Here is a 23207-nt window from a genome sequence, read left to right as displayed (position 1 = left end):
ACTGAGACAGCTGCCCACGGGGTGGCCGGGCCTCCGGCCCAGCTTTCATCACATCAAGGGAGTATCACCATGCATCAAGCCATGCGTACCGGAATCAACAAGCCGAAGGCCCAGCAGGGCTTTACGCTGATCGAACTGATGATCGTTGTGGCGATCATCGGTATTTTGGCCGCCATTGCGCTGCCGGCTTATCAGAATTACACCGTGCGTGCTCAAGTATCCGAGATCATCTTGGCTGCTTCGGCTGGTCGGACAGACATTGCAGAATACGTATCCTCTAACGGCGATCTTCCGGCAGACGGTTACGCCATTGAAGAACAAGAGTCCGACCTTGTGGCCAGCTCTGAGTGGACCAACGGACAGATTGAGGTTACGGCGGCCACTGGCATCAACCCTGACGTGGACGGTGAAACGATCATCCTTCGGCCCGCGAACTATACGGCTGGTGATGGAACGGTCAACTGGGAATGCGGCGGCACCATCCCCGAGCGTTTCCGGCCTGGTAGCTGCCGCGACTTCTAACGGAAAAGCATAGAAGAAAGCGTAAAGGGGGCAGATTTATTGTTCCCCTACCCGGAACCCCGGCCTCGTGCCGGGGTTTTTCAATTCTCTGGGACACCCACTTCCATCCTCTGGGACACCCACTTTGTCATAAGCCGCATTCGCCGAAGCCGCCTGGCTCGGACTCCGCTGCTACATCCCGCACTCCCTCACCCCCCCCCAAATCGACCAGGATCCACCTGGGTCGCCGCCGTGGCGTGTCCAGGACCGACCGCCAGGAGACACGAATTCCGTTCCCTTCCGAGTGGATCCGGCTCTCGCGATTGCGCGCACCGATTCTTGTACATACAATAAGTCAATGGAGATCGAGTTTGACGCAGACAAGGACGCTGCGAACCTCGCGAAACACGGGGTCTCACTTGGCGATGCCCTGAGCCTCGAATGGGATACGCTCCTGGCCATGGAAGACCGTCGGAGGAGCTACGGCGAGTGCCGAATGCTCGGATATGCATTGATGGGCAACCGCTTGTATTGCGTCGTATTCACCGGTCGATCGTCCGTGCGGAGAATCATCAGCCTGCGCAAAGCCAACAACCGGGAGATTGCGCGTTATGTCGAAATCACTAACGCTACGCAGCGGTCGTCGGGTCGTCTTGAACGACTCCGACGAGGAATCGTCCATTCAGGCCGGAATCGATGCCGATTCAGAGACCCGGGAGCCTTCCGAAGACGAGACGAAAGCCCTGCGACGCGTCGGTCGCCCACCTCTGCCTGTGACTAAAGAGCGCATCACGATCCGTCTGTCGCCAGACGTCGTGGAAGCATTCCGCGCCACCGGAAAGGGTTGGCAGACGCGAATGGACTCGGCTTTGAAAGACTGGCTCAAGGACCATAGCCCGACTTCTAATAATCGTTAGTGCTCGGCTCTGCGGCAGGGGCCGGGCCTTCTGGAACGGGCCTTCTGGGACATCCACTTTCCTCGGCCGCCCAACTTCCTCGGCCGGTCCCTGCGAGGGCATACCGGAACCGCAGGCACACCCAGTTTGCTTGCCGTGCTCCTGAAAACCTTCAGGACAATGGCTATGCTATCGGCAGGAGCGCAACGGACATGCGTTCCGGCAGGCCTACTCCACGGAAGGAGTTCATCATGACCGAACCCCGCTCGACCCTCGTCTCTCTGGACGATACGCCCTGGTACCACGTGGTCTCGCGCTGCGTGCGGCGCGCCTTTCTGTGCGGCCACGATGCGCACACCGGCCGCTCCTTCGAACACCGGCGAGGCTGGATCGCCGACCGCATCAAGCAACTCGCTTCGGTATTCGCCATCGACATCGCGGCCTACGCGGTGATGAGCAACCACTTTCACATCGTCGTCCGGGTGGACGACACGCGGGTCCAGGGCCTGGGGCGGGACGAAGCCCTGAGTCGATGGACTCAACTCTTTGCCGGACCGACCCTGGTGCAGCGGTATCTGGCGGATGCGGAACGGCTCGGTCAAGCGGAAATCGAGCTCGTGGACGCTTGGGCGGAGACATATCGCTCGCGTCTGGCTGATCTTTCGTGGTTCATGCGCGTGCTGAACGAGTCGATCGCACGGCAAGCCAACGCCGAAGACGGGGTGACAGGACGCTTCTGGGAAGGACGCTTCAAGAGCCAGGCGCTCCTCGACGAACAAGCTGTCCTGACCGCCATGGCCTACGTTGACCTCAACCCCATCCGGGCCGGGATCGCGGATACACCCGAGCGTTCGGATTACACATCGGTTGCCGAGAGGGCCGACCTGCTCCTCAGGTTGGCCATGGACGACGACCCGCAAACCTGCGGGTCACCGAGGATCGATGCGGCCGATTCAACGAAAGGGTGCATGAGACGCTCGTACCGAATCGCCAGGGCGGTCGGACATCAGTGGCGTGCGGATCCACAGGATGCAGAATCCCTGAACCTCGAGTGGGCCCTGAATCGTCTGCCGGGTGCCCCGCTAATGCCATTCGATGCCACTGGCCGGACGGAACCGGCGGTGCCCTTTGGGTTCGAGGACTACCTGCAGCTCGTGGAGGCAACCGGCCGCGTGATCCGCGAAGACAAGCGCGGCTTCATTGATGGTGCAACCCCACCCTTGCTGGTACGTCTGGGAATCGACCCAGACCAGTTCATCCTCACCTCCAGCCGCTTGCTGCGGCAATTTGGCAGCGTGGTGGGGACACCGGGTCGCATCACGGCCCGGTGCGACGCGCGCCAGACCCGCTATCTGCGAGGCATCGGGGCCGCCCGCAAGCTCTTCCCCACTCGCGCTGCCTGACACCGTCGACCGCCATACAGATGCCAACGACCGGGATTCGCAGACGCTCTGCGCCATTAATATCCGCCGGGACACCCACATTGTTGGCTCAATTCGGCCCGAATGGAGATCGTAGCCTTGCTTCGGGACACGGACTTCGTCTCCGCCCATTACAGCTACGCTTCCCGGGAAGGTATGATATGACCATCTACATGGTCAGGAGAGTGCGGGATGTCCGAGCCAACGGTTAGCCTGGCGAATGCCAAAGCCCACCTGAGTGAGCTGGCGGAACGTGCTGCTGCAGGTGAATCCATTCTCATCACCAAGCGAGGCAAGGCCGTCGTACGCCTTTCCAGCGCCACCACACCCAGGAAACCGATCGATGCGAATGTGCTCCGTGCAGTCACGGATACCCAGCACAACAGTATCGATGAGACCTTCATCCGTCGTATGCGTGATGATGCTCGCTACTGATGCGCTATCTGGATACCAGCGTCCTGGTGGCGGCCCTCACTCGCGAGCCCCGAACCGAGGATATGCAGAATTGGCTGGCGGCACAGAGCGCCGGTTCGCTGTGCATAAGTGACTGGGTGCTTACGGAGTTCTCCGCAGCCTTGTCCATGAAGGTTCGAATGGAGATCCTGACACCCCGGGAACGGGCGACCGTGCTTGGCGCATTTGCGGCGTTGCGGGAATCGTCACTCTCGACCCTGCCGGTCTCGTCTATCGATTACCACACCGCTGCCCTCTTCGCCGACGATCATGCCTCCGGGTTGCGCGCGGGCGACGATCTTCACCTGGCCATTGCGTACAACCACGGCGTGGAACTTTGCTCCCTCGACAAGACGCTCGTGGCCGCTGCAGAACCCATGGGCGTGAATGCGACGCTGCTGTAGTTTGCCGAGAATTCAGTTCTGCGGGACATCCACTTTGGCGACCATTCGTTGGCGCGGTGGCACATCCACTTTGGCGCGATGTCATCCCGGCCGGAGCGAAGCCAGGCGCCGGGATCTCCCGCGTAGAGGCAGCCCCAATCATCGAGATCCCGGATAACCGCTTCGCGGTTTGCGGGATGACCGGTGGGTGGGTGCGCTCTCTCAGGACACGCACTTTGATGCTGCGTCCTTTGTTGCTGGGCCCAATTCGACCGCAGGACACTGGGCGGAAGTTTACTTTTGGTTCCCCGACCACCGGCGCGCGGTCGGGCATTTTATTACCAGAGGCTGGATTCGCTGATGCACCCGGCAGTTTGGGCAGGTCCGGCGCGGGCGGGGGCTTCGCCTGCAAGCAGGCTCCTACCGCCCATCGCTCGCGAACGCAGGACTCGAACGCGACCGTACGAGACAAGCGCTAGGATTACCGGGACGTCCACTGGACCCGGAAGAACCTCGCGGACACCTCACCTGTTCTGCAGCACTACGGAAATGTCAGGATTGGGATCAAGAGTTACGGGGGCGTAGAACGAGAAAGGGCCGCCCCGGATTCCCTTCCTGGACGACCCTTTTGGGGCTTCCTTGCCCCGAGGCACAAGCTAACAGAACCGATGTGGATTTCCAGCCGCGTGGCGAACATTTCCATGAGCGGTCGATTTCGATCTCTGAACGGTAGTCTTTGATGGAATATTTTTCTATTTCGCCGAAATCGCGGCAACCACCCACGAGGGTCCAGCTACTCTCGATCGTGGGCCGTGGGTCGCTCCAGAGGGTCGGGGTGATGCTCACCCGGGAAGGGGCTTCGCGGCCGAGGCCGCTCCTACATGGCGTGGCGTTGCCGCTTCGGTCGGGCGGGCCAGGTGAAGCCTGTGGCTCGATGCGCAGTCCGCGCGTCAGGTCTGGAACAATTGGTCGGCGGGGGCGGGTCGGCCGAGGAGGTAGCCCTGGCCGGTGGCGCAGCCTTCGCGTAGCAGGAAGCTGCGCTGGGGTTCTTCCTCCACGCCTTCGGCGATCAGGTCCAGTTCCAGGGCGGCGGCCAGTGCGATGATGGCGCGGATGATGGATTCGTTGTGGCGGGAGTGGCCGATGTCGCGCACCAGGGACTGGTCGACCTTCAGGCGATGCAGCGGCAGGCGGCGCAGGTGCGCCAGGTTGGAGTATCCCGAGCCGAAGTCGTCCATGGCCAGTCGGACCCCCAGGTTGTCCAGGCGGCGCAGGATCGCCAGGGCCCGTTCCGGGTCCTCCATGATCATGGTCTCGGTCAGTTCGACCTCGAGACGTTCCGGGGCGATGCCGTGGCGCTCGAGGGTCTCGCGCACGGTCGCAACCAGCACCTCGTCATGGAGCTCGCGGGCCGAGAGGTTCACGGCCATCATGGGGATGTGTCGGCCCGCCATGTCCCAGATGGCGAGCTGGCGACAGGCCGCTTCCAGCACCCAGCGGTCGATCGATACGATCAGCCCCGTCTCCTCCGCCAGCGGGATGAACTCCGCGGGGGATACCATGCCGCGGCGCGGATGGTTCCAGCGGACCAGGCTCTCCACCCCCACACACTCGCCACTGGCGAGGTCGAACTGGGGCTGGAAGTGGAGCACGAATTCCTCGTTGGCGATGGCCTGGCGCAGGTCGTTTTCCAGAAACAGTCGGTGCTCCGTCAGGGCGCCCATCTCCGGGGTGTAAGCGCACCAGCCGTCACCGCCACGGGCCCGCGCCGCCTGCATGGCCAGTTCGGCCGCGGTCAGCAGCTCCTCCCGGGTCTGGCCGTCGTCCGGGAAGCGGGCCACACCGGCGCTCACGGTGAGTACCAGGCTGCGCCCCGAGGTCTCGAAGGGGGCGCGCAGGGTATCCAGCAGGGTCTGCATGAAGGATTCCAGACCGTCGTGTTCCGGGGTCTCCACAATCAGGCAGAATTCGTCCGCGCCGACGCGCGCGATGGTGTCCTGGGGTGTCAGCGTCTGGCCCAGGCGTTGCGCGATCCCCTGCAAGACGGTATCGCCCGCCGAGGTCCCCAGGGTCTCGTTGACGTTGCGGAAGCGGTCGAGGTCCAGCAGCACCACCCAGCGCGCCTCGCCATCGGCCATCGCGCGCTCCACCGTGTGCCCGAGGCGATCCTGCAGCAGCGTTCGGTTCGGCAGCCCGGTACGGGTATCGAAGTGCGAGATCTGGCGCAGCTGCTCCTTCTGCTCGATGCTGTCGGTCAGATCGGTCCAGGCGCCGACGATTTCCTGCTCGCCCCGACCGCTCGCGCCGGGGACCAGCCGCATCTCGTCGCGCACGTGGCGCAGCTTGCCCCAGCCATCAAACAGCCGGAATTCGCGCACCACCTCGCCGTCGGTCAGCAGCCGCTGATTCTCCTGCAGGGCACCGACCCGATCCTCGGGGTGCAGTTGCTGTTCCCACCAGCCGGGGCGCAGCGCGGCAGCCGGATCAACCCCGAACAGACGCTGAATGTTGGGACTCACCCACTGTGGCGTGAGATCCGAGGAGGCGAGCTGATAGATCACCGTCGGGCCGCTGTCGATCACATGCTCCAGCCGCTGGTTGGCGGCCGCCAGCTCCCGGGTACGTAGACGCACCTGCCAGCGCAACAGCAGTCCCGCGACCGCCAGGAGCAGCACCAGGCCCAGCGCGGAAAACAACGCCCAGCGGACCCAGCCCGGCAACCCGGGCGAATCATCCGCCAGCAGGGTCTCGGCAAGGGCCCGCTGGTAGGGCGAATCCGCCAGGGGCTTCCATTGCTCCAGATAGGCGTCGATCACGGCCAGGTACTCGCCATGCCGCTCCGGCGTGGCCGCGTAATAAAGGCCCACCTGGCCGAAGGTGATGGGGGTCTCCACCAGGCCGAAGGCCCTGGCATGCTGGCGACCGTAGAAGTTGTTGCTGACCGCCGCGACAGCCTCGCCTTCCCCAACCGCCGCCAGCACTGCCGGCAGGCTGGTGTAGGTGATCAGTTCGTACTCGACGTCCGGATTGCGCATCTGCTCCTGTCGCAGATGGCTTTCCTGCACGGAGCCTTCCAGTACGGCGAGCCGCCGCGAGCCAAGCGCTTCCAGGCTGCTGAAGCCGGATTGCGGGAAGGCGTACACCTGGCTCCAGCCCTGCACGACCGGGATCTGGTGAAAGTCGAGAAACTCGTCGCGCATCTCGGTCAGGGCCACGTCCGGCATCAGGTCCAGCCGGCCCTGGCGCAGATCCAGCAGGCACTGAGCCCACTCGCAGGGGATATACTCGATCTGCCAGTGTTCGCGTCGGGCAATGGAGTCCAGCAGGTGCACGAACAGACCACCGGCCTCGCCCTGCGCGTCCACGCTGACCTTGGGCGCGTTGTCGTACACGCCTACCCGCAGTTCCGCCTCGGCGAACGCCTGCCCGGCCGGCAGCATTGCGAGCAAGCACGCGGCCGCCGCCCCCACGAGGGCCGTCCATGGCCTACGACATTGCGCCGGTTTACGGGATCGAGTCAGACCGGCGCCCGGAGGCATTGCATACTCGTCCGACACGTTAATCGAACTCCCTGGGCGGTATAGCCTCCAGCATAGTGCCACGGCTTTGATCCTGCTGCGCGCCGGCACCGGAGTCGCGCCTATTCCACCAGCACGCGATCCCGGCCGGCTGCCTTGGCCGCGTACATCAGGTTGTCCGCGCGCCCCAGCACATCGTCCAGCGTATCCCCCGCGCGGAATACCGTGATCCCGAACGAACCGGTGACCGGTACTCCCGCAATCGGCTCGGAAGCCAGGGCCGCCCGGCAGCGCTCGGCCAGCTGCTGCGCCTCGTGTGCTGAGGTCTCCGGCGCCACGATCAGGAACTCCTCCCCGCCCCAGCGGGCGACGAAGTCCGGCTCGCGCAGGTTGGCCTCCAGTCGACGCGCCACACCCTCGATCACGGCATCGCCACAGGCGTGACCATGCGCGTCGTTCACGGCCTTGAAGTGGTCGATATCCATGCCGATCACCGCGACGGGATGCCCGTAACGCGCCACGGCCGCGGCCTGGCGGTCCAGAAAGGCCTCCGCGGCCCGGCGATTCGCAAGTCCGGTCAGGGGGTCGGTGCGCGCGGCCCGCGCCATGGCCTCGGACCGGACCAGGGCATCCTTCACCGTGTCACGCATCGAGGTGGCAATACTGGCCAGCACCAGCAGCACACCGAGGAACAGGTGCACCCGCAACAGATAGACCGCCGTCTCGGTGGCAAGCGTACCGTCCAGGGCCTCCCCGATTACCCCGGCGAGCGCGATGAGCGACGCAACGATCAGGATGGCCAACCCAGCGCGCAGACCCGCGCGGTGATCCAGCATCACGAACGCCGCGAGGATCACGATACCCACCGCCCAGTAATGCCCGCCGGCCAGGACCAGAAGACGGTCGTCCAGGGAACCCCCCGCATGAAAATGCCAGGCCAGCCGCGAGAGGACGATCGCGGCAACAAGAGCCAGCATCCAGGGCTCCAGCCGCGCGAGCCAGTCGGGCCGGCGCCAAAGGGTCAACCACAGGCCCGCCAGCAGTGCGGCAAAGAGCGGATAGAGGTACGCCAGGAACGGATCACCGGGACCGCGGATCGACCAGCTCAGCAGGAAGATCGCCACCCCGCCCGCCAGCGCCACCAGGTATACGAGGCGCTTGCGGGCCTGCAGTTGTGCCGCTTCGGCACGAGCACCGCCGCTGATTGGGTCCTCCATCAACTCATCCCCGACCGGACGCACCGCCACCGATAAATGGCAACCGGGCCGACGATGGCGTACGACCCGGCGTGCCCGGAGAATGCCGGGTCCCTTCGCGCGGGACAATCCCGGCCACGCAAAAGGCCGCCCGGGGGCGGCCTGTCACAGGTACTGCAATTGGAGGCTGGGGTCGGAATCGAACCGGCGTACACGGATTTGCAGTCCGCTGCATAACCACTCTGCCACCCAGCCTGTATCGGGTGGGTTCCGGTCCGCGAACGCACGGGCATCTACGCGGGCCGAAACAGAAAACCCCGGCGGAACCGGGGTTTCAGGAATCTGTTGGAGCGGGAAACGAGATTCGAACTCGCGACCCCAACCTTGGCAAGGTTGTGCTCTACCAGCTGAGCTATTCCCGCTCTTCGTTATCGGCGCGTATTCTACCGCAGATTCCCTGCAGGTCAATACCCGCGGTAGCCGATCGCCCCGGCGCCATGCACCGCGCGGTCAAACACCACCACCTGGTTGCGCCCGGCATTCTTCGCGACATACATCGCGGCATCCGCTGCCCGCGACAAGCCCGGTCCGTCGGCCGCATCCAGCGGAAACAGTGCAATCCCGATGCTACAGGAGATCCGCACCTCGACGCCGTCGCAGTCGAACGGTTGGGCCAGGGCCGCCCGAATCTTCTCGCCGATCGCGGCGGCATGCGCCCGGCTTTCCTCCACCGAGTGGAAGCGCGGCAACATCACCACGAACTCGTCACCCGCAATCCGCGCCGCCACGTCGCTTTCACGAATGGCGCCTGCAAGTCGCTGCGCCACCTGTCGCAGGAGCAGATCGCCTACCGCGTGGCCATGACGGTCGTTGATCGGCTTGAACTCATCAAGGTCCACGAACATCAGTGCGACCTGCTGGCCCTCACGCCGGGCCCCGGTGAGTTCGTGGTCGAGGATCTGGTAGAACAGGGTCCGGTTGGGGAGCTCCGTGAGCGGATCGTAATGGGCGAGGCGCTGCATCTGCTCCTCGGTCGCCTTGCGCTCGGTGATATCCCGCGCAATGCCGAGAAACTCCGTAACCCGACCCTCGGCGTCCAGCACCGGGGAGAGGTTGCTGGTATGCCAGCGATAATGCCCGTCCTGGTGGCGGATTCGATACTCGATGCCACCGGCCTTCCGGCCGGTGCGCGCGATGTGGTCGAGGAAGGCGTAGCAGGCCGGCAGGTCCTCCGGCGCCACGTATTCGTCGATGGAATGGTCGATCGCGGCGCTCACCGGGTACCCAAGGTTCTCGGTCCAGTTGGGCGAGACGTAGGTCAGTACCCCGTCCGGGCGCAGCGAATAGATCACGTCGCTGGCCGTCTCCACGAAGGCGCGGAACTTGGCCTCGCTCTGGCGCAGCGAGGCCTCCAGTTCCTTGCGCTCCGTGATATCGGTGGCGAAGCCGGTCCAGACGGTCGTCCCGTCATGCAAGCGGCGGACGGTATCGTAGGCGGACAGCCACATCTCCCCGCCCCCGTGACACCGCATGCGAAATTCCATACCCCAGGGCTCCGCGTGCTCCACCGACTCCATGGTCGACCGCATGACCCACTCGCGATCATCCGGATGGATGCAGTCGAGCAGCGCCCCCCCGTCGGTCTTCAGCGCCTCCCGGTCCACGCCGAACCAGCGCTCCACCACCTCGCCCACATAGGGGTAGACGAAATGCCCGTCCGGCCCTCTGCGCAACTGGTAGACGAAACCGGGAAGCAGCCCCTGAAGCGCCTCCAGCGTCTGGATGTTGTCGAGGTCTAGCTGGGGACCAGGCATGGGCGTTCCCGCGGGCGACACGTAGTCGTGTCACCGCAGTGTATCGCCAAACCCGGGCGCGGCGGAACGCACCGTGTCGCCCGGTGGGCGCCGCTTGTCGCGTGGCGTCAGGCACGCCCACGAGAAGGGATTGCGCCGCGCGTCAGTTGCTTCGCGCGGCAGCCAGCATGTACTGGATCATCGAGACCAGCGTGAGCGCCGCGGCCAGATACAACAGCCACTCGCCGATCACGAAGGTGGGCAGCCCGGCGATCGGCTCGGCCCACAGCAGCAGGAAGATCGCGACCATCTGCGCCGTGGTCTTCACCTTGCCCACCCAGGAGACCGCGACCTTGGCGCTGCCCCCGATCTCCGCCATCCACTCGCGCAGCGCGGAGATGGCGATCTCGCGCCCGATGATCACGATCGCGGCCAGTGCCAGGCCCAGGCCCGGGTTGTGGTCGACCACCAGCACCAGCGCCGCGGCGACGATCAGCTTGTCGGCGACCGGATCCAGGAACGCCCCGAACCGGCTGGTCACCTCCCAGCGCCGGGCCAGATAGCCATCCAGCCAGTCGGTCAGGCCCGCCAGGGCGAAGATGATGGCGGCCAGGACGCCGCCCAGCGGCATCGCCAGGCCGTAGAACGCGGCCACCAGCAAAGGGATCATTACGATCCGCGACCAGGTCAGCCAGGTGGGCAGTTGGGGAAACATGGCAGTAGCTTAAGGAAACACTGATTAATGTGCACGCTCGCGCTCGAGTCGCTATTGCGTGCGTTTAATGCGCAGTGACCGCCGTGCAGTCATTCCGCACAAGCGAACCGCAACGCCGGAGCCCCTTCGGGGTTGGCACCCCAGGTTCCCCGATCCTGCGTTGCGCCACTTGCGGGTAGAACCACTACCCGCTGCGCACCGCGCCTTGTCTCGGAAAACCTGAGATGCCAACGCGAGCGTGCACATTAATCAGTGTTTCCTTAACTCTCGTGAAACTGGTCGTAGATCGACTGCGCGAGGCGCCGATGGATCCCCGGCACCTTGGTCAGCTCCTCGACCCCGGCCCGGCTGACGCCCCGCAGGCCGCCGAAGTGCTTCAGCAGCACGCTGCGCCGCTTCGGCCCCAGCCCCGGAATGGCCTCCAGGGTCGATTCCTTGCGCGCCTTCGCGCGGCGGGCGCGGTGCCCGGTGATCGCGAACCGATGGGCCTCGTCGCGGATCTGCTGGATCAGATGCAGCGCGCCGGAATGCGCGGGGAGTATAGAGGGCGCCTCTACCCCGCTCAATATCAGGGTTTCCATCCCCGGCTTGCGCTCCTCACCCTTGGCCACGCCCACCACCTTGATGTGGTCCAACCCGAGATCCGCCAGCACATTCAGCGCCTGCGTCACCTGGCCCTTGCCGCCATCGATGAACAGGATATCCGGTTCCTGGCCCTCGCCCTTCTTCAGCCGCGCGAAACGCCGGCTGAGCGCCTGATGCATGGCCGCATAGTCGTCCCCCGGCTCGATCCCCTCGATATTGAAGCGGCGGTAGTCCGACTTGATTGGCCCCTCCGGGCCGAACACCACACAGGAGGCCACGGTGCCCTCGCCCCCGGTGTGCGAGATATCGAAGCACTCCATGCGCCGGGGTGCCTCTTCCAGCCCCAGCTCGGCGGTCAGGGCATCCAGCCGCGCGGTCTGCCCGGCCTGGCTGGCGATGCGGGTCTTCAGCGCCAGCTCGGCGTTACGCCGCGCCATGTCCAGCCAGCGGGCCCGCTCGCCGCGCAGCGACCACGCCAGCGCGACCTTCCCGCCACGACGTTCCGCCAGAAAGGCCTCCAGTGCCTCCGCACCCTGCGGCTCGTGCGAAAGCAGGATGCGCGCCGGGGGCTCGCGCTCCGCGTAGTACTGCGCCAGCACCGCGGCCATGATCTCGTCCGTATCCGTGGCCTCGGGCACGTTGGGGAACAGCTCGCTGTTGCCGAGATTCTGGCCATTGCGCACGAAGAAGATCTCCACCGCGCAGGCCCCCGCCTCCTGCGCCAGCGCGAATACGTCGGCATCGCCCTCGCCGCCCGAGACGAACTGCTGCTCGGAGATCTGGCGCAACCGCGCGATCTGGTCGCGCAGGCGCGCCGCGTGCTCGAAATCCAGGCGCGCGGAGGCCGCCTCCATGCGCTCCATCAATTCCGCGACCACCGCCTCGCTCTTGCCCTCGAGGAACTTGACCGAAGCCTCCACGTCGCGGGCGTAGTCCTCCGGCTCGATGTAGCCGACACAGGGGGCGGTGCAGCGCCCGATCTGGTATTGCAGGCAGGGGCGGGAACGATGCGCGAACACACTGTCCTCGCACTGGCGCACCTGGAACAGCTTCTGCAGCAGCGCCAGGCTCTCGCGCACCGCCCCGGCCGAGGGGTACGGCCCGAAGTAACGCACGCCCTTCTTGCGCGCACCGCGGTGGAACCCGAGCCGGGGATACTCCTGGTTGGACACGTAGATGTAGGGGTAGCTCTTGTCGTCCCGCAGCAGCACGTTATAGCGCGGCCGGTGGCGCTTGATCAGGTTGGCCTCCAGCAGCAGGGCCTCGGCCTCGGTGTGCGTCACCGCCACACGGATATCCGCGATCTGCCGCACCATCGAGCGGATGCGCGGGCCGCGGTCATCGCTGCCACGGAAATAGCTGGCCACCCGGCTCTTCAGGTTGCGCGCCTTGCCGACATACAGCACCGCCCCCGACGCATCCAGCATCTGATACACGCCGGGGGACTGCGTCAGCGTCTGCAGAAAGGCCTTGTGATCGAATCCGGTCTCGGGGGTACTCATGGTCGCATCAGGATACCGGAACTGCCCCACCCTCCGGCATAGCCCCGTGCGCAGCCGATACCATTCGGGATATCCTTGATGCCATTACTTATAAGTCTTCGCCACTCGAGGCGACGTACCGGGAGGACCGAGCCATGGATATCGCCGAACAGATCTATGAAGAGGTCAAACGCCTGCCCGAGCCCCTTTCACGCGAAGTTCTGGACTTCATTGGTTATCTGGAATCCAAGCACGGTCTGAGTGACACGCCTGGCGAAGACATCAAGAAAGCCCAGGAAACTGCTCTCGGATCGATCTGGGAAAATCCCGAGGACGAGGTCTGGGATGACCGCTGAGCCGGGAGCTATCGTTGCCATCCCCTTTCCCTTTTCGGACCTGACCACTCGAAAACGCCGGCCTGTTCTCGTCCTCTCCGAGATCGATCAATTCGGCGATTTCGCTGCGCTCGCCGTCACTTCGTCGCCAAACCAGACTCATGCAATAGAAGTGAACCCGAACATGTTGCTGGAGGGTTCACTTCCCAAGCCCAGCTGGGTTCGCTACGACAAGATCTTCACGCTCAGTAGCCGTTTGATCACTCATCAATACGCGAAGCTCGACGCACAAACCGTTGATGGGATCCGGGCGCATTTCTGCCGCCATTTCCATTGCCCGTAGGCGGGGAGCTCGGCCCTGCCCGTAAACTGACCGATTGCCACGGCCCCTGCGGGGCCTCGCAATGACAGGGGAAGCACAGCGTCATCGCGAGGGCCGCAGGTGCGTGGCGATCCGGGTGGCCACCCCGGACGCAGGCCCTGAGGGCACCGGGCAGACCTTCCGGGCCGGAAGGCTAACCGAGGTGGCCGCGGATCCGGGCGAACAGCTCGTGGAACATCGCCGGGGTCAGGCGCCGGGTCTGCGTGTTGTAGCGCGAGCAGTGGTAGGAGTCGATCAGGCAGGTGTGCGCGTCCAGCTCGTGCTCGGCGCCGTGGGCGAAGCGCAGGCTGGACAGCGGCAGACCCTTGGCCCGGAGGATGGCGTCGTGGGCGATCTTGCCCAGCGCCAGAATCACCCGCGGCCGCATCGCCGTCATCTCGGCCGCAAGGAAGCCGTTGCAGGTGCGGATCTCTTCGGTGGTCGGCTTGTTCTGTGGTGGCAAGCACTTGACCGCGTTGGTGATGCGGCAGTCGACCAGTTCCAGGGCATCGTCCACGCGCGTGCTCTCCGGTGCGCTGGCAAAGCCGTGTTCGTGCAGGGTCTGGTACAGCAGCACCCCCGCGTAGTCGCCGGTGAACGGGCGCCCGGTGGCATTGGCCCCGTGCATGCCGGGTGCCAGACCGACGATCAGCAGCCGAGCATCCAGCGGGCCGAAGGACGGCACGGGCGCCGCGTGATATTCGGGATGTTTCGCCCGCACGTCCTCCAGAAAGGCCGCCAGCCGCGGGCAGGAACGGCAGTCCGGCGCGAAGATTTCGTGGGGCTCAGGAGGCATCCGACCACTCGCGGTAGGGGTTCCGGGCCAATTCGGTGTTGTAGTAGCGCGGGTCGTGCGAGACCTCGTCGCCCAGCCACTCGGGACGCGGGAACTCGGCATCGCTGCTCGGGAGCTCCAGTTCCGCGACGATCAGCCCGGCGTTGGCGCCTTCGAACACGTCGATCTCGTACTCCCAGCCCTGGACGTCCACCCAGTACCGGGTCTTCTCCACCTGCGGTCCGGCAAGGGTATCCAGCAGGCGATGCGCCTCGTCCACCGGGATGTCGTACTGGTATTCGTCGCGCTCCACGCCGAGGGTCGCGCTCTTGATGTTGAGGTTGGCGCCCTCCTCGTCCACCCGCACGCGGATGGAGGCGCGATCGTTGCCACACAGGTAGCCCTGGCGCATGTACTGCGAGCGCACCACGCCTTCGCGCCAGGCATCACTGGCCAGCAGGAACTTGCGTTCGATCTCGCGCCCCATGTCGTCGACTCCCGTCTTGCGGCGAACCGCCGCATGAATCCTGTGGGAGCCTGCCTGCAGGCGAAGCCCCCGCCAAAGCCTGATGCGTGCGCTACATCCGGATCAGCGCGGAACCCCAGGTGAAGCCGCCGCCGAAGGCCTCGGTCAGGATCAGGTCGCCCCGCTTGATGCGGCCATCGCGCACGGCGGTGTCCAGCGCCAGCGGGATCGAGGCGGCCGAGGTATTGCCGTGGCGGTCCACCGTGACCACCACGTTGTCCATGGACATGTTCAGCTTCTTCGCGGTCGCCTGGATGATGCGGATATTCGCCTGATGCGGCACCAGCCAGTCCAGTTCGGACTTGTCGATGCCGTTGTATTCCAGGGTCTCGTCAACGATCTGGTCCAGTGTGTTCACCGCGACCCGGAAGACCGCGCGGCCCTCCATGCGGATGAATTCCAGATCGGGATTGTCATTCGGCTGGGAGACGCCACCCGGGACCTCCAGCAGGCCCTTGTGGTGGCCGTCGGCATGCAGGTGGGTAGAGATAATGCCCGGGTCGGGGGAGCGCGACAGGACCACGGCCCCCGCGCCATCACCCCACAGGATGCAGTTGCCTCGATCGGTATAGTCGGTGATGCGCGAAAGCGTCTCGGCCCCGACCACCAGCACATGGCGAATCTCGTCGCTCTGCATGAAGCGGTCGGCGGTCGCCAGCGCGTACACAAAACCGCTGCACACCGCCTGGATGTCGAACGCCGGACAGCCGCCCACGCCCAGCTTGGCCTGCAGGATGCACGCCGTGCTGGGGAAAATCTGGTCCGGGGTCGTGGTCGCCACCAGGATCAGGTCGAGATCGGCGGCCCGAATGCCGGCGGCATCCAGCGCCCGTTCCGCGGCCTTCAGCGCCAGGTCCGAGGTGACCTCGTTCTCCGCCACGATGTGGCGCTCGCGGATGCCGGTGCGTTCGCGGATCCAGGCATCCGAGGTGTCGACCATCGCCTCCAGTTCGGCATTGGTCAGGATGCGCTCGGGCAGGTAGCTGCCGGTGCCGCTGATACGTGCGTGCTTCACTCGCTGTTCTCCTGCCCGAGGAGCTGGCCCAGCTGCTTGTCGATCCGCCGCGAGATGTTCGCCTCGGCCTCGATGCGGGCGATGCGGATCGCGTGCTCGAAGGCGAGTTCGTCGGCACTGCCGTGGCTCTTGATGACCACGCCTTGCAGGCCCAGCAGCGAGGCCCCGTTGTAGCGACGGTGATCGAAGCGATGGCGCAGGCGGCGCAGCACCGGCAGGGCGAACAGTCCAGCCAGACGTGAATACAGCGAGGCGCGGAACTCCGCCTTCATGTTCGAGGAGATCATCCGGGCCACGCCCTCGCTGGTCTTCAGCGCGACATTGCCGACGAACCCGTCGCAGACGACCACGTCCACATCGCCGCAGTAGACATCGTTGCCCTCGACAAAGCCAATGTAGTTCAGGCTGGATTCTTCCAGCATGCGCCCGGCCTCGCGCACCCGGTCGTTGCCCTTGATCGCCTCGGAGCCGATGTTGAGCAGCCCCACGCGCGGGGCCTCCAGGCCGTCCACGGCGTTCGCCAGCACCGAGCCCATCACCGCGAACTGGTACAGATGCGCGGCCTCGACATCCACGTTCGCGCCCAGATCGAGCATGTGGGTGTGCCCTTCCATCGACGGCAATGCCGTGGCAATGGCCGGGCGGTCGATACCGGGAAGGGTCTTCAGCACATAGCGGGCAGTGGCCATCAGCCCACCGGTGTTGCCGGCGGAGACACAGGCCTGGGCCGCGCCGTTCTTGACCTGGTCGATGGCCACGCGCATGGAGGAGTCGCGTTTGGTGCGCAACGCCACCGCCGGCAGTTCCTCCATGCCTACGACCTGACTGGCGTGCACGATCTCGACGCGCTCGCGTTCGGCAGCGGACCAGCCGGAGAGGCCCGATTCGATGGTGTCCTGGTCGCCCACCAGCAGCAGGCGGAAGTCATCCGCCACCTTGAGTGCGCGACGCGCCGCTGGCAGTACGACGGGGGCGCCGTGGTCACCGCCCATCACGTCCAGTGCGATGGTGAAGCTGGCAGTCATGCTCGAGTCCGACGACCGGCCGGGACAGAGCCGGATTCAAACGCGGAAAGGCCACGGTGCAAGCGCAGCCGTGGCCCCGGGACGGTCATTACCCGGACCTTAATCTTCGTCTTCGTCGACTTCGACGTCCTGCTGGATCACCTGGCGACCGCGATAGAAGCCATCGGGGGTCACGTGGTGACGGCGGTGGATCTCGCCGGTCGTCGGATCGGTGGACAGGGTGGCGCCCGTCAGCCCGTCATGGGAGCGGCGCATGTCACGCTTGGAACGGGTCTTGCGGCGTTGCTGAACAGCCATGATGCATCTCCAGATTGATCAGATTCCCGTGGCGACGGGAGTGAGCCCGGTATCAAAACGGGCGCAAGTATAACGGTTCGGCGGGGGCAATGCCCCGACCGCGTTCGCTTCACGGGTCGTCCCGGTCCGGGCCGCCCCCCTTTTTCAGTTGTTCCAGCACGGCAAACGGGTTCTCGCCGCGTTCGCCTTCGGTGAACTCGGGCGCCGCCGCCGGCTCGCAATCCGCGTGGCGCGGCACCAGCGGCCACGCCAGCAGGATCTCTTCCTCGATCCATGCCGCGGGGCGCAGCAGGCCGTCGGCCTCGAGTTCGACAAAATCGTCGTCCTCGCTCATGCCGGCCGGCGTGCCCTCCGGCGGCAGCAGCACCGCATCCGCCTCCAGACGGAAGTCCCACGCCAGCGGCTGCAGGCAGCGCTGGCAGGTCTGCCACAGCTCGCCGCTGATCACCCCGCTCAGACGCATCTCGTCCAGTGTCCCGCGTTCCAGCAGGAACTTCGCGTGCACCCGCAGCGGGTGTCCCGGCAACGCGTCGGCGCGCAGTCGCGGCAGGTCTTCGAGACGCAGGTCGCCCTCGAATTCGAGGTGCCGGGCACGCGGTTGCCACGGGTCCAGAGAGACGGGGATACGACTCATAACAAACTCTTGGGAAAACCGTTCGGGCCTCCCCGGAACGAGGGCGCGGAATATACGCGCGCGCGGGCGATCTGTCAAAAGGAAACAGAAACTTGCAGCCACCCCGAACGACGTCGATACTCGAGAAGTCATCGACCTGTCCGGGGCCTTCCGTTTGATTCGCAAGCTGCTCATTGCCAACCGGGGCGAGATCGCCGTGCGCCTGATCCGGGCCTGCAGCGAACTGGGCATCATCTCGGTCGCCGTGTACACGGACGCCGACCGCCACGCCCTGCATGTAAAGAAGGCGGACGAGGCCTACGCCATCGGCCCCGACTCCATGGGCGGGTATCTCAGTATTCACCGTCTGATCAGCGTCGCGCGCGCCGCCAGCTGCGACGCCATCCACCCGGGCTATGGCTTCCTCTCGGAGAACCCCGACTTCGCCGCCGCCTGCGCCGCGCGTAACCTGATCTGGGTCGGCCCGGACGCCACGGTCATCCGCCGCATGGGCGACAAGGTCGCCGCACGCCGGGCGATGATCGAGGCCGGTGTGCCGGTCACGCCCGGCTCCGAGGGCAACCTGGAGGACGTCGCGGCCGCGCTCGAGGTCGCCGAGCGCATCGGCTACCCGGTCATGCTGAAGGCCACCTCCGGCGGCGGCGGACGCGGGATCCGCCTGTGCGAGGATGCGCGCGCCCTGGAGCACAACTTCGAACGCGTGCGCTCGGAGGCCACCCGCGCCTTTGGCAGCACCGAGATCTTCCTGGAGAAGGCCGTGGTCAATCCGCGGCATATCGAGGTGCAGATCCTGGGCGATACCCACGGCCAGGCGATCCACCTGTTTGAACGCGACTGCTCGGTCCAGCGGCGCCACCAGAAGCTGGTGGAGATCGCGCCCTCGCCGCAGTTGACCGACGCCCAGCGCGACCATCTGGGCGAGCTCGCCGTGCGAGCCGCGAAGGCCGTCGGCTATCAGAACGCGGGGACCGTCGAGTTCCTGATGGACTCGGACGATTCCTTTTATTTCATGGAGATGAACACCCGTCTTCAGGTAGAACATCCGGTAACCGAGATGATCACCGGGGTGGACATCGTGCAGGAGCAGCTGCGCATCGCCGCCGGCGAACCCCTGCGCTATGCCCAGTCCGACATCACCCGGCGCGGCTACGCGATGGAGTTCCGCATCAACGCGGAGGATCCGAAGAACGACTTCCTGCCGAGCTTCGGCCGCATCACCCGCTACTTCGCCCCGGGAGGACCGGGCGTGCGCACCGACGGGGCGATCTACACGGGCTACACCATCCCGCCGCATTACGACTCGATGTGCGCCAAGCTGATCTGCTGGGCCCTGGAGTGGGATGACCTGCTGGCACGCTCCAACCGTGCGCTACGCGATATGGGCGTATTCGGCGTCAAGACGACCATCCCCTTCCACCTGGCGATCGTCGACCACCCGGTGTTCAGCAGCGGCCACTTCGACACCGGATTTGTCGCGGCGCACCCCGAGCTCACGCACTTCCCCGGCAAGCGCTCGGATCGCCAGCTCGCGGTGGCCGTCGCGGCCGCCCTCGCCGCTCACCACGGGTTGTAGACCCCAGCCCGCCGCACGGACACCGGAATGACCATGGATCGAGTTCACATCACCGATGTCACCCTGCGCGATGGCCACCAGAGCCTGATCGCCACGCGCATGCGCACCGAGGACATGCTGCCGATCTGCGAGCAGATGGACGCCATTGGCTTCCACTCGCTGGAGGTCTGGGGCGGCGCGACCTTCGATGCCTGCGTGCGCTTCTTGAAGGAAGACCCCTGGGAGCGCCTGCATCAGCTGAAGGCCGCGCTGCCGAACACCCCGCTACAGATGCTGCTGCGCGGCCAGAACCTGCTGGGCTACCGCCATTACGCCGACGACGTGGTCCGCGCCTTCGTCGAGCGCTCGGTCGCCGGCGGCATCGACATCATCCGCATCTTCGACGCGATGAACGACGCCCGGAACCTGCGCACCGCGATCGAGGCCACCCGCGAGGCCGGAGGCCATGCCCAGGGCACACTTTGCTACACCACTGGCCCGGTACATTCGGCCACACAATTCGTCGCCCTGGGACGCGAGCTGGTCGCCATGGGCGCGCAGAGCATCGCGATCAAGGACATGGCCGGGCTGCTCACGCCAACCGCCACCCGTGAGCTGGTCACCGAGCTGGTGGAGGCCCTGGACGTGCCGGTCCACCTGCATGCCCACGCCACCTCCGGTCTGTCCGAGCTGTGCCACTGGCAGGCCATCGAGGCCGGTTGCCGGCATATCGAGACCGCGATCTCCGCCTTCGCCGGCGGTACCAGCCACCCGCCGACCGAGAGCATGGTCGCCGCGCTGGCCGGCACCGGGCACGACACCGGGCTGGACCTCGTCGCGCTGCAGCGGATCGGGATGTACTTCCACGAGGTGCGCAAGAAGTACCAGCGCTTCGAGAGCGAATACACCGGCATCGACACCCGCGTCCAGGTCAACCAGGTGCCCGGCGGGATGATCTCCAACCTGGCCAACCAGTTGCGCGACCAGAACGCGCTGGACCGCTTCGACGCGGTACTGGAAGAGATCCCCCGGGTGCGCGAAGACCTCGGCTACCCGCCCCTGGTGACGCCCACCTCGCAGATCGTCGGGACGCAGGCGGTGATGAACGTGCTGGCCGGCGAGCGCTACAAGACCATCACCAACGAGGTGAAGCAGTACCTGACCGGGCACTACGGCCGTGCACCGGGCCCCATCAACGCCGTGGTGCGGCAACAGGCCATCGGCAATGCCGAGGTCATCGACAGCCGCCCGGCCGACCTCCTGGCCCCGGAGATGGACTCGCTGGCCGCCGAGATCGGCGAACTGGCCCGCGGGCCGGAGGACGTGCTGACCTTCGCCCTGTTCCCCGAGGTGGGGCGCCAGTTCCTGCAACAACGCCACGACGGCGCGCTCGAGCCGGAACCGCTGAACCTCCCGGAGAACACCCAGGCGGGCTGCCCGGCCCCAGTGGAGTTCAACGTGACCTTCCACGGCGAGACCTACCACATCCAGGTAACCGGATCCGGCCACCATCGGGAGGACACCCGTCCGATGTACGTGACGGTCGACGGCATGCCGGAAGAGGTCCAGATCGAGACCCTGGATACCATCGAGACCGCCAGTGGCCATGCCGCGCCGAGCGGGGGTGGAAGCCGCAAGAAGTCGCGGCGCGCGACCCGCCCCGGCGACGTCACCACGTCGATGCCCGGTACCATCATCGACGTCCTGGTGGCCGAGGGCGACCGCGTGGAGGCCGGGCAGCCGGTGCTGGTGCTGGAGGCCATGAAGATGGAATCCGAGATCGCCGCCCCCGTGTCCGGCACCGTCACTGCGGTGAACGTCGCCAAGGGGGCGGCCGCCAATCCCGACGATGCGCTGATCGAGATCGACCACGCCGATGACTGAGACCGCGCGCAAACTGGTCCTCGCCTCCACCTCGCCCTACCGCGCCGAACTGCTCGGGCGCCTGCGCCTTCCGTTCGAGACCGCCCGCCCGAAGGTGGACGAGACCCCCCGGCCTCACGAGCGCCCCGACGCCATGGTGACCCGCCTCGCCGAGGCCAAGGCCCGCGCCGTGGCCGATGCCTATCCCGACCACCTGGTGATCGGCTCCGACCAGAACGCCAGCCACGCCGACAGCATCCTCGGCAAGCCGGGCGACACGGGCCGCGCGGAGGCTCAGCTCGCGGCCCTGTCGGGCAAGACGGTGACCTTCCACACGGGCCTTTGCCTGCTGGACACCGCCACCGGCCAGGCGCGGACCGGCGAAGTCCCGTTTACCGTGACCTTCCGCGAACTGACCCCGGAGGAGATCCACCACTACGTGGCACTCGAGCAGCCGCTGGACTGCGCCGGCAGCTTCAAGTCGGAAGGGCTGGGTATCAGCCTGTTCGCGCGCATGCAAGGCGACGACCCGACCGCGCTGGTCGGCCTGCCGCTGATCACCCTGGGCGGGTGGCTGCGCGAGGCGGGCATCGCCGTCCCGCCCCGGCCCGCCTGAACCGGCCGCGCGCCCCGGGGCCTATCCCCAGTCCTGCCTTGGCTTATGGCCAGGGAGACGCTGATTGAATCGCGCGTTCGCGCTCGAGTCGCTTTTGCGTGCGAACAAGGCGCGGTGACTGCCGTGCAGTCTTCTGCACAAGGGAACCGCAACGCCGTGCGCGCGCCAAAGCGGCCGAGCCCCTGCATTGAATGATTTGTGGGGTTGGCACCCCAGGTTCCCCGATCCTGCGTTGAGCCACTTGCGGGTAGAACCACTACCCGCTGCACACCGAGCCTTGTCTCGGAAAATCTGGGGTACCAACGCGCACGCGCGATTCAATCAGCGTCTCCCTAGAATCTGCACGACGGCACCGCGCCCAGTGTGGAACTGCCCCTCGAGCACGTCGCGTTCGCGCTCCACGGCTTCCTCGAATTCGAGCCCGTCCAGCTCCTCGACCAGCGCGTCCCGCATCATCATCAGTTCGGCCGTAGGCGGCCCGCCCGTCCCCCATTCCAGCTGCGCCGGGGTGTAGGCCTCGAGGATGAACACCCCGCCGGGTCGCAGCCCGGCAACCACCCCGGCATGCAGACGACGCCGGATCGGCGGCGGCACATGGCAGAAGATGGAGGTAATCAGATCCCAGGAATCCGGCTCGATCGCGTAATCCGCGAGATCCGCCACCAGGGTGTCAATCTGTACGCCGCGGTCCTCTGCCAGGCGCTGGGCCTTCTGCAGGCCAACGGCGGAGCTGTCCACCGCCAGCACCTCGAAGCCCTGCTGCGCCAGGAAGACGGCGTTGCGGCCTTCTCCCTCGCCCAGGCACAGGGCCTTCCCAGGTGGCACGTTGGCCACCGCGGTACGCAGGAAATCATTCGGCTCGGTGCCGTAGACGTACTCATCCGCCGCGTAGCGCTCGTCCCACATTCATCGTCTCCTCACGGTTACAGCCGGGGTTCATCGGTCCACGCGTTTTACCACGCGCGGGGCAGAGACACAGGCCCCTGGGGAAACACTGATTAATGCACGCGCTCGCGCTCGCGCTCGAGTCGCTTTTGCGTGCGAACAAGGCGCGGTGACTGCCGTGCAGTCGTTCTGCACAAGGGAACCGCAACGCCGTGCGCGCGCCCGTTTTTGATCAACAACGGGCGGCCGAGCCCCGTCTTTCACTAGCTTGTGGGGGTTGGCACCCCAGGTTCCCCGATCCTGCGTTGCGCCGCTTGCGGGTAGAACCACTACCCGCTGCGCGACGCGCCTGGTCTCGGAAAACCTGGGGTGCCAACGCGA

General features: G+C 65.8%; 22 protein-coding genes, 2 tRNA genes and 1 pseudogene. 11 read left to right on the top strand and 14 right to left on the bottom strand.

Annotated elements, in window-relative coordinates:
- Window positions 1–69: 69 nt before the first annotated feature.
- The 6 genes and pseudogenes from D107_RS0107495 (at window position 70) to D107_RS0107480 (ending at window position 3675) form a co-directional block, all read left to right on the top strand.
- Window positions 70–522, top strand: a complete 453-nt coding sequence (locus D107_RS0107495; RefSeq protein ID WP_018881159.1) for a pilin — start codon at window positions 70–72, stop codon at window positions 520–522.
- A gap of 337 nt (window positions 523–859) precedes the next feature.
- Window positions 860–1135, top strand: a pseudogene (locus D107_RS13750) (BrnT family toxin); the annotation flags it as partial.
- A complete protein-coding gene (locus D107_RS13745) occupies window positions 1113–1418 on the top strand; it encodes a BrnA antitoxin family protein (protein WP_081619275.1) in 306 nt (101 codons plus the stop codon). The pseudogene D107_RS13750 and the gene D107_RS13745, both read left to right, overlap by 23 nt.
- Before the next feature lie 230 nt (window positions 1419–1648).
- On the top strand, window positions 1649–2800 hold the full coding sequence (locus D107_RS0107490) for a transposase (protein WP_018867975.1): 1152 nt from the start codon (window positions 1649–1651) through the stop codon (window positions 2798–2800).
- 210 nt (window positions 2801–3010) lie between these two features.
- Window positions 3011–3253 (top strand): type II toxin-antitoxin system Phd/YefM family antitoxin, encoded by a 243-nt coding sequence (locus tag D107_RS0107485; RefSeq protein ID WP_018881158.1) that lies wholly within the window; start codon window positions 3011–3013, stop codon window positions 3251–3253.
- A complete protein-coding gene (locus D107_RS0107480) occupies window positions 3253–3675 on the top strand; it encodes a type II toxin-antitoxin system VapC family toxin (protein ID WP_018881157.1) in 423 nt (140 codons plus the stop codon). Before D107_RS0107485 ends, D107_RS0107480 begins: the two co-directional genes overlap by 1 nt.
- 929 nt (window positions 3676–4604) lie before the next feature.
- On the opposite strand, the gene D107_RS0107475 is transcribed toward D107_RS0107480, so the two are convergent.
- From D107_RS0107475 to uvrC, 7 genes are all read right to left on the bottom strand, one after another.
- Entirely contained in the window at window positions 4605–7094 is a 2490-nt protein-coding gene (locus D107_RS0107475) for an EAL domain-containing protein (protein WP_018881156.1), read from the bottom strand.
- A 200-nt stretch (window positions 7095–7294) separates the two neighbouring features.
- A complete protein-coding gene (locus D107_RS0107470; RefSeq protein WP_018877563.1) occupies window positions 7295–8389 on the bottom strand; it encodes a diguanylate cyclase in 1095 nt (364 codons plus the stop codon).
- A gap of 160 nt (window positions 8390–8549) precedes the next feature.
- A tRNA-Cys gene (locus tag D107_RS0107465) sits at window positions 8550–8623 on the bottom strand.
- Between the two features lie 91 nt (window positions 8624–8714).
- Window positions 8715–8790 (bottom strand) — tRNA-Gly (locus tag D107_RS0107460).
- A 42-nt stretch (window positions 8791–8832) separates the two neighbouring features.
- Complete coding sequence (locus tag D107_RS0107455; protein WP_018881155.1) at window positions 8833–10182, bottom strand: diguanylate cyclase domain-containing protein; 1350 nt, start codon at window positions 10180–10182, stop codon at window positions 8833–8835.
- A gap of 142 nt (window positions 10183–10324) precedes the next feature.
- Window positions 10325–10876 carry a CDP-diacylglycerol--glycerol-3-phosphate 3-phosphatidyltransferase gene (pgsA, locus tag D107_RS0107450; RefSeq protein ID WP_026280769.1) on the bottom strand — a complete coding sequence of 184 codons (552 nt, stop codon included), beginning with the start codon at window positions 10874–10876 and terminating at the stop codon, window positions 10325–10327.
- Window positions 10877–11136: 260 nt separating this feature from the next.
- Window positions 11137–12963, bottom strand: a complete 1827-nt coding sequence (gene uvrC / locus D107_RS0107445) for an excinuclease ABC subunit UvrC (RefSeq protein ID WP_018881153.1) — start codon at window positions 12961–12963, stop codon at window positions 11137–11139.
- A 134-nt stretch (window positions 12964–13097) separates the two neighbouring features.
- On the opposite strand from uvrC, the gene D107_RS0107440 reads away from it, so the two are divergent.
- Window positions 13098–13298, top strand: a complete 201-nt coding sequence (locus D107_RS0107440) for a DUF2281 domain-containing protein (RefSeq protein WP_018876411.1) — start codon at window positions 13098–13100, stop codon at window positions 13296–13298.
- The gene (locus tag D107_RS0107435) at window positions 13288–13620 is read left to right on the top strand and encodes a type II toxin-antitoxin system PemK/MazF family toxin (RefSeq protein ID WP_018881152.1); all 333 of its coding nucleotides are present in this window, start codon (window positions 13288–13290) and stop codon (window positions 13618–13620) included. The genes D107_RS0107440 and D107_RS0107435 overlap by 11 nt, the downstream gene beginning before the upstream one ends.
- Window positions 13621–13792: 172 nt before the next feature.
- On the opposite strand, the gene D107_RS0107430 is transcribed toward D107_RS0107435, so the two are convergent.
- From D107_RS0107430 to D107_RS0107405, 6 genes are all read right to left on the bottom strand, one after another.
- Window positions 13793–14434 (bottom strand): uracil-DNA glycosylase, encoded by a 642-nt coding sequence (locus D107_RS0107430; RefSeq protein ID WP_018881151.1) that lies wholly within the window; start codon window positions 14432–14434, stop codon window positions 13793–13795.
- Entirely contained in the window at window positions 14424–14900 is a 477-nt protein-coding gene (locus D107_RS0107425; protein WP_018880375.1) for a CYTH domain-containing protein, read from the bottom strand. Before D107_RS0107425 ends, D107_RS0107430 begins: the two co-directional genes overlap by 11 nt.
- A gap of 91 nt (window positions 14901–14991) precedes the next feature.
- Window positions 14992–15954 (bottom strand): beta-ketoacyl-ACP synthase III, encoded by a 963-nt coding sequence (locus D107_RS0107420; protein ID WP_018866174.1) that lies wholly within the window; start codon window positions 15952–15954, stop codon window positions 14992–14994.
- Window positions 15951–16979 (bottom strand): phosphate acyltransferase PlsX, encoded by a 1029-nt coding sequence (plsX, locus tag D107_RS0107415; protein WP_018881150.1) that lies wholly within the window; start codon window positions 16977–16979, stop codon window positions 15951–15953. The genes D107_RS0107420 and plsX overlap by 4 nt, the downstream gene beginning before the upstream one ends.
- A 99-nt stretch (window positions 16980–17078) precedes the next feature.
- Window positions 17079–17276: a 50S ribosomal protein L32 gene (rpmF, locus tag D107_RS0107410; RefSeq protein WP_017942094.1), complete on the bottom strand. Its 198-nt coding sequence runs from the start codon at window positions 17274–17276 to the stop codon at window positions 17079–17081.
- Between the two features lie 109 nt (window positions 17277–17385).
- Complete coding sequence (locus D107_RS0107405) at window positions 17386–17910, bottom strand: DUF177 domain-containing protein (protein ID WP_018881149.1); 525 nt, start codon at window positions 17908–17910, stop codon at window positions 17386–17388.
- A 154-nt stretch (window positions 17911–18064) separates the two neighbouring features.
- Here D107_RS0107405 and D107_RS0107400 point away from each other — a divergent pair, with 154 nt between their 5' ends.
- Genes D107_RS0107400 through D107_RS0107390 form a run of 3 tightly spaced genes read left to right on the top strand, consistent with a single transcriptional unit; the run spans window position 18065 to window position 21941 of the window.
- Window positions 18065–19483: an acetyl-CoA carboxylase biotin carboxylase subunit gene (locus D107_RS0107400; RefSeq protein WP_018880374.1), complete on the top strand. Its 1419-nt coding sequence runs from the start codon at window positions 18065–18067 to the stop codon at window positions 19481–19483.
- 33 nt (window positions 19484–19516) lie between these two features.
- A complete protein-coding gene (gene oadA, locus D107_RS0107395) occupies window positions 19517–21346 on the top strand; it encodes a sodium-extruding oxaloacetate decarboxylase subunit alpha (RefSeq protein WP_018880373.1) in 1830 nt (609 codons plus the stop codon).
- Entirely contained in the window at window positions 21339–21941 is a 603-nt protein-coding gene (locus D107_RS0107390) for a nucleoside triphosphate pyrophosphatase (protein WP_018880372.1), read from the top strand. Before oadA ends, D107_RS0107390 begins: the two co-directional genes overlap by 8 nt.
- A 321-nt stretch (window positions 21942–22262) precedes the next feature.
- Here the strand turns inward: D107_RS0107390 and D107_RS0107385 are convergent, their stop codons facing one another.
- Window positions 22263–22847, bottom strand: a complete 585-nt coding sequence (locus D107_RS0107385; protein WP_018881148.1) for a bifunctional 2-polyprenyl-6-hydroxyphenol methylase/3-demethylubiquinol 3-O-methyltransferase UbiG — start codon at window positions 22845–22847, stop codon at window positions 22263–22265.
- Window positions 22848–23207: the final 360 nt, after the last annotated feature.

The sequence above is a fragment of the Thioalkalivibrio sp. ALE30 genome, from assembly GCF_000377465.1.
GTDB lineage: Bacteria > Pseudomonadota > Gammaproteobacteria > Ectothiorhodospirales > Ectothiorhodospiraceae > Thioalkalivibrio.
The sequence above is the reverse complement of the archived record's forward strand: the minus strand, read 5'-3'. Positions and strand labels throughout refer to the sequence as shown.

What these genes read in the sequence shown, in the direction of transcription:
- D107_RS0107495 (WP_018881159.1), top strand. Translation starts at nt 70, where the DNA reads ATGCATCAAGCCATGCGTACCGGAATCAACAAGCCGAAGGCCCAGCAG.
- D107_RS13745 (WP_081619275.1), top strand. Translation starts at nt 1,113, where the DNA reads ATGTCGAAATCACTAACGCTACGCAGCGGTCGTCGGGTCGTCTTGAAC.
- D107_RS0107490 (WP_018867975.1), top strand. Translation starts at nt 1,649, where the DNA reads ATGACCGAACCCCGCTCGACCCTCGTCTCTCTGGACGATACGCCCTGG.
- D107_RS0107485 (WP_018881158.1), top strand. Translation starts at nt 3,011, where the DNA reads ATGTCCGAGCCAACGGTTAGCCTGGCGAATGCCAAAGCCCACCTGAGT.
- D107_RS0107480 (WP_018881157.1), top strand. Translation starts at nt 3,253, where the DNA reads ATGCGCTATCTGGATACCAGCGTCCTGGTGGCGGCCCTCACTCGCGAG.
- D107_RS0107475 (WP_018881156.1), bottom strand. Translation starts at nt 7,094, where the DNA reads ATGCTGCCGGCCGGGCAGGCGTTCGCCGAGGCGGAACTGCGGGTAGGC.
- D107_RS0107470 (WP_018877563.1), bottom strand. Translation starts at nt 8,389, where the DNA reads ATGGAGGACCCAATCAGCGGCGGTGCTCGTGCCGAAGCGGCACAACTG.
- D107_RS0107455 (WP_018881155.1), bottom strand. Translation starts at nt 10,182, where the DNA reads ATGCCTGGTCCCCAGCTAGACCTCGACAACATCCAGACGCTGGAGGCG.
- pgsA (WP_026280769.1), bottom strand. Translation starts at nt 10,876, where the DNA reads ATGTTTCCCCAACTGCCCACCTGGCTGACCTGGTCGCGGATCGTAATG.
- uvrC (WP_018881153.1), bottom strand. Translation starts at nt 12,963, where the DNA reads ATGAGTACCCCCGAGACCGGATTCGATCACAAGGCCTTTCTGCAGACG.
- D107_RS0107440 (WP_018876411.1), top strand. Translation starts at nt 13,098, where the DNA reads ATGGATATCGCCGAACAGATCTATGAAGAGGTCAAACGCCTGCCCGAG.
- D107_RS0107435 (WP_018881152.1), top strand. Translation starts at nt 13,288, where the DNA reads ATGACCGCTGAGCCGGGAGCTATCGTTGCCATCCCCTTTCCCTTTTCG.
- D107_RS0107430 (WP_018881151.1), bottom strand. Translation starts at nt 14,434, where the DNA reads ATGCCTCCTGAGCCCCACGAAATCTTCGCGCCGGACTGCCGTTCCTGC.
- D107_RS0107425 (WP_018880375.1), bottom strand. Translation starts at nt 14,900, where the DNA reads ATGGGGCGCGAGATCGAACGCAAGTTCCTGCTGGCCAGTGATGCCTGG.
- plsX (WP_018881150.1), bottom strand. Translation starts at nt 16,979, where the DNA reads ATGACTGCCAGCTTCACCATCGCACTGGACGTGATGGGCGGTGACCAC.
- rpmF (WP_017942094.1), bottom strand. Translation starts at nt 17,276, where the DNA reads ATGGCTGTTCAGCAACGCCGCAAGACCCGTTCCAAGCGTGACATGCGC.
- D107_RS0107405 (WP_018881149.1), bottom strand. Translation starts at nt 17,910, where the DNA reads ATGAGTCGTATCCCCGTCTCTCTGGACCCGTGGCAACCGCGTGCCCGG.
- oadA (WP_018880373.1), top strand. Translation starts at nt 19,517, where the DNA reads ATGGATCGAGTTCACATCACCGATGTCACCCTGCGCGATGGCCACCAG.
- D107_RS0107390 (WP_018880372.1), top strand. Translation starts at nt 21,339, where the DNA reads ATGACTGAGACCGCGCGCAAACTGGTCCTCGCCTCCACCTCGCCCTAC.
- D107_RS0107385 (WP_018881148.1), bottom strand. Translation starts at nt 22,847, where the DNA reads ATGTGGGACGAGCGCTACGCGGCGGATGAGTACGTCTACGGCACCGAG.